This window comes from Micromonospora sp. ATLC20, from assembly GCF_057196585.1.
In genome coordinates, this window is sequence record NZ_JBXUOV010000272.1 from 1 (window position 1) to 5,114 (window position 5,114).

At 73.4% G+C, this 5,114-nt stretch carries 3 protein-coding genes and 1 pseudogene; 1 reads left to right on the plus strand and 3 read right to left on the minus strand.

The genetic code is table 11. The features are described 5' to 3' along the window. The 3 genes from AC2CHG_RS29810 to AC2CHG_RS29820 all read right to left on the minus strand — a co-directional run. Positions 1 to 1,073, minus strand: a 1,073-nt coding sequence (locus tag AC2CHG_RS29810; RefSeq protein ID WP_484526054.1) for a hypothetical protein, incomplete at its 3' end; no start/stop codon positions are given. A gap of 14 nt (positions 1,074 to 1,087) precedes the next feature. Next, positions 1,088 to 1,525, minus strand: coding sequence for a hypothetical protein (locus tag AC2CHG_RS29815; protein ID WP_262015121.1), 438 nt, complete (start codon positions 1,523 to 1,525; stop codon positions 1,088 to 1,090). 166 nt (positions 1,526 to 1,691) lie between these two features. Further along, on the minus strand, positions 1,692 to 3,677 hold the full coding sequence (locus AC2CHG_RS29820; RefSeq protein WP_262015120.1) for a TIGR03960 family B12-binding radical SAM protein: 1,986 nt from the start codon (positions 3,675 to 3,677) through the stop codon (positions 1,692 to 1,694). A 206-nt stretch (positions 3,678 to 3,883) separates the two neighbouring features. Here AC2CHG_RS29820 and AC2CHG_RS29825 point away from each other — a divergent pair. Next, positions 3,884 to 5,114 (plus strand): annotated as a pseudogene (locus tag AC2CHG_RS29825) (hypothetical protein); the annotation flags it as partial.

Here is a 5,114-nt window from a genome sequence, read left to right on the forward strand (position 1 = left end):
CCGCCGGCGCCCAGGCCGAGCGTGCCGGGCCCGCCGGCGCCGGCCAGACCGCTGCCGTACTCCGGTGTGCCCGAGCCGGGGGCGCCACCGAGCTCGGGGATGCCCCCGGTGGTCGGCGGGGTGTAGGAGCCGCCGCCCGGCAGGCCGCCGCCGGGCCCACCGGGGGGCGGCGTGTACGAGCCACCACCGGGCGTGCCGCCACCGATGCCGGTGCTGCCGATGGACGGCATCGGGCCGCCGCCGGGCATGCCACCGCCGGGCATACCGCCGCCGGGTGCGCCGCCACCGGGCAGGCCACCACCGGGTACGCCCGACGGGGGAACACGCGGGTCGCCCCGGTAGCCGTCGCCGAAGTCGTTCTTGGGCTGGGGTACGGCCAGCTTGGGGCGCTCGGCCTCGACCGCCGCCGGCAACGGCGACATCGCCGCGTTGGCCGCCTTCTGGTTGTCGTTGTACCAGTTGTCGAGGTGCGACTTGGTGTCCCACCAGCCGCCACGCTTCTGGTCGCTGGCGTTGCCGTCGATCTTCATGGTGGCTTCGAGGTCGTCGGCCTTGTCGCGGAACGCGCCGTCGGCGTACAGGGACTGGTTGCCCTGGTAGTCGCTGCGCAGGGCGGCGAGGAAGCCGGACTGGCTCTCCCCGTCGCGGGCGTCGTCCAGCTCGGTGCCGCCGGGCAGGCTCCACTCGTTCCAGCCGAAGTTGTCCATCAGCGGGATCGGGATGCTCGCCACCGTCTTGCGGATGTCACCCTCGATCCGCGACAGCGCGCCACTGACGTTGCTGGCGTGCGTGATGAGGTCCTCGATGTCCTTGCCGATCTCGGACAGGTGCTCGCGGTACGCGTCGCCGCCGCTGCCCTTCCAGCCGGCGAGCATCCCGGGCAGGCCGCCGGTGTGCGGGCGCTCCTGGCCGGCCGCGATCGGACCGACGAACGACCGGCCGACGAGGGAGTCGCGCAGGTGGCCCAGAGCGGTGGAGAGGTTGCTCCACCCCGAGCCGACCACGCCGACGGTGTACGGATCCGCCGACAGCGTCACCTCGCGGACACAGCGTTCCCAGGTGGCTCCAGCCATGACCGTCTCCTCTCTCAGGCCGGGTACGGGTAGGTGGGCGGCTCGGCGCCACCGGGCGGCGGAGCCGCGGACTCCAGCAGCCGTTCGATGTCCTTGCCGTTCGCGGCGTTGCGCTCCTCGGCGTCGCGGAACGCCTTGGCGATGTCCTCGGTGCCCTTCTTCAGGCCGGCCAGCTTGGCCGAGAGACCCTTGAGGTGGGCCTCCATGTTGGCCGTCGAGCGTTCCAGCGCCTGCCACTGCAACCGGGCGTCGGCGAACGCGCCGAACGGGGTGCCGTTGGGCATGATCTGCGGGCTGTTGCTGTCGCCCTTCATGTCCTCCTTGATGCGTTGCATCTCCCAGGAGATGGTGTCCTCGACGTACTGCTTGAGGCGCTCGATGTACTCGGCCGCCGCATCCAGGTCCTCGACGCTGACGTGCAGATCGCCGGTGTCCGGCGGATTGATGCCCATGCTGCCTGTCCTCCCCGCTACCGGCGCGGCCGGTCCATTACGGACGCAGCGTATCGAGGAAGGACCAGTCGGGGCACCCCCACCCCGCGTACCGCGGCGGTCACCGGAGACGACGGAGCGCGGGCACCCGGGTCGGGTTCCCGCGCTCCGGTGCGTACGGGCGGGCTCAGCCCTGGGCGGCGGCGGGCAGCTTCAGCCCGTTGACCGGGGTGAGCGGCAGCAGCTTGCGGCCGGTCGGGCCGATCTGGATCTCGGTGTCCATGGACGGGCAGACACCGCAGTCGAAGCAGGGCGTCCAGCGGCAGTCGTCCTGCTCGTACTCCGACAGCGAGTCCTGCCAGTCCTGCCAGAGCCAGTCCTTGTCCAGGCCGGAGTCGAGGTGGTCCCAGGGCAGGACCTCCAGTTCCTCGCGCTCGCGGGTGGTGTACCAGTCGAGGTCCACGCCGTACGCGGGCAGCACCTCGGCGGCGGCGTCCACCCACCGCTGGTACGAGAAGTGCTCGCTCCAGCCGTCGAAGCGGCCGCCGTTCTCCCAGACCTTGCGGATCACGGAGCCGACCCGGCGGTCGCCCCGGGACAGCAGGCCCTCGATCAGCGACGGCTCGCCGTCGTGGTAGCGGAAGCCGATCGCCCGGCCCAGCGACCGGTCGCTGTTGATCGCCTGCTTGAGCAGCTTGAGCCGGCCGTCGATGACCTCCGGCCGCTCCATCGAGGCCCACTGGAACGGGGTGTGCGGCTTCGGCACGAACCCGCCGATGGAGACCGTGCAGCGGATGTCCTTGGACCCGGTGGCGGCGCGGCCGGCCCGGATCACCTCGTGCGCCATGTCGGCGATCTCCAGGACGTCCTCGTCGGTCTCGGTGGGCAGGCCGCACATGAAGTAGAGCTTCACCTGCCGCCAGCCGTTGGAGTACGCGGTGACCACGGTGCGGATGAGGTCTTCCTTCGACACCATCTTGTTGATCACCTTGCGGATCCGCTCCGACCCGCCCTCGGGGGCGAAGGTCAGACCGGTCCGGCGGCCGTTGCGGGACAGCTCCTGGGCCAGGTCGATGTTGAAGGCGTCCACCCGGGTCGACGGCAGCGACAGCGAGACGTTGGTGCCGGCGTACTGCTCGGCCAGGCCGGAGCACATGTCGCCGATCTCGGAGTGGTCGGCCGACGACAGCGACAGCAGGCCCACCTCGTGGAAGCCGGAGAACTCCAGCCCTTCCTTGACCATCTGGCCGACGGTGGTGATCGACCGCTCCCGCACCGGGCGCGTGATCATGCCGGCCTGGCAGAACCGGCAGCCCCGGGTGCAGCCCCGGAAGATCTCCACCGCGTACCGCTCGTGGACCGTCTCGGCGAGCGGCACCAGGGGCTTCTTCGGGTACGGCCAGGCGTCCAGGTCCATGGTCGTGCGCTTGTGCACGCGGAACGGCACGTCCGGTCGGTTCGGCACGACCCGCTGGATCCGGCCGTCCGGCAGGTAGTCGACGTCGTAGAAGCGCGGCACGTAGACGCTCTCGGTCCGCGCCAGCCGCAGCAGCAGCTCGTCCCGGCCGCCCGGGGAGCCCTCCGCCTTCCACTCCCGCACGATGGCGGTGATCTCCAGGACCGCCTCCTCGCCGTCGCCGAGCACCGCGGCGTCGACGAAGTCGGCTATCGGCTCCGGGTTGAACGCGGCGTGCCCGCCGGCCACGATCACCGGGTCGGCGTCGGTGCGGTCGGCGGCGAGCATCGGGATGCCGGCCAGGTCGATCGCGGTGAGCAGGTTGGTGTAGCCCAGCTCGGTGGAGAACGAGACGCCGAACACGTCGAAGTCACGCACCGGGCGGTGGGCGTCGACGGTGAACTGCGGCACGCTGTGGGCGCGCATCAGCTTCTCCAGGTCCGGCCAGACCGCGTACGTCCGCTCGGCCAGCACGTCGGGCAGCTCGTTGAGCACCTCGTACAGGATCTGCACGCCCTGGTTGGGCAGGCCCACCTCGTACGCGTCCGGGTACATCAGCGCCCACCGGACGGTCGCGGCGTCCCAGTCCTTCACCACCGCGCCCAGCTCTCCACCCACGTACTGGATGGGCTTGGTCACCTGCGGCAGCAACGGCTCCAGCCGGGGCCAGACCGAGTTGGCGGCGGCGGGACGCGGGGTCGTGGACGGGGCACTCATGATGCCCAAGCGTACGCGGTGCCCCCGCCCTCTCCCGCGCCCGCGCCCGTGTCCACCGCGTTGATCAAGGAGTTTGCGGACTGTCCCACGCTCCCACCGGACACGAACTCCTTGATCACCGGAGTGGGGGCCCGGGGCGGGCGGGATTCGTCCCGGGTGGCGGGGCGGTACTAACCTCGCAACGGGCGCGAGAGGAGATAGCCGCGATGCCGCAGCCGCAGCCGGGGGCGGACCGGCCGGCCGACGGGGCCGAGATGCCGTCCGTCACCGAGCCGGCGACCGCCGCCGACACCGAGGACGCCACCGGCGCCTCGGCTCCGGCGTCCCCGTCCACCACGCCGGAGGGCGCCGACGACCCGACCTATGCCGACGTTCCGGCCGAGCAGCCGTCCGGCGCCGCCGAGAGCAGGCCGCACGACGGTACGCCCCACCGCCCGCCGTCCGCCGTCGCGCCGGATGAGCAGCCGCACCGCGCCGATCCCGGTGACCAGCCGTCCGGCGGCGCGGCGCCCGCCTCCCCGCCCGACGTCCCGGTCACGCCCAGCCCGGCGGCCTCGACCACCGGCCCGCAGCCGGCCCCCGCCGAGCAGTCGGAGCAGGCCGAACCCGCGCGGCAGGACGGGCGGGCGCTGCCGGAGGACCGCCCCGAACCGTCCGAGCAGGCCGAACCGGCACGGCGGGGCCAACGAGCCGAACCGGCGGGCGAGCCGGCAGACCCGGCCGACACCACCGCGCTCGACGGCACGAGCCCGAACCCACCGGCGAGCACGACGACCGCCGACGCCCCCACCGGCGACGCCGGAACGCCGGCCGACGCGGGCGACGTGCCCACAGACAGCGAGGCCCCGACCGCCGACGCCGGAACACCGGCCGGCATCGACGCCACCCCGCCCGTACCGGTGACCCGGGCGCGGGGATCCGCAGCGGTTCCCGGCCGCACCACGCCCGTCCCCACTCCGCGTACCGGGGGCCGGCCGGATCCGACCCGCATCGACGTCGCGCCGCAGCCACCCCGGGCCGCGACCACGCCGGATCCCACCAAGGTCGAGAACGTCCCGGCCTCCATCCGGGCCGGGAACACGCCGGACCCGACCCGCGTGGAGAACGCCCCGAACCCGACCCGGGCCGAGGCGCCCCGCTGGAGCGGTTCCGCAGCCGTCCCGCCACCGCCGGCACGCCGGCCCGCCTGGGGCGAGTCCGCCGAGCCCACCCCGGTGCCGCCGCTCGCGTCGCCGGAACACGCCACGCCTGTCGACCCGTGGGCGGGGGTGGACACCACCGGCTGGGAGCTGCACGCCCCGGAGCTGCCGCCACCGACGCCGACGCTGCCGTACACCGCGCCCTGGGCCGTGCCGAACAACCCGCACCCGGCGCACCCGGCGCCACCGGCGGCCCACCCGGCCGCTCACCCTGCCCCGCAACCGGCCCGTCCCGCGC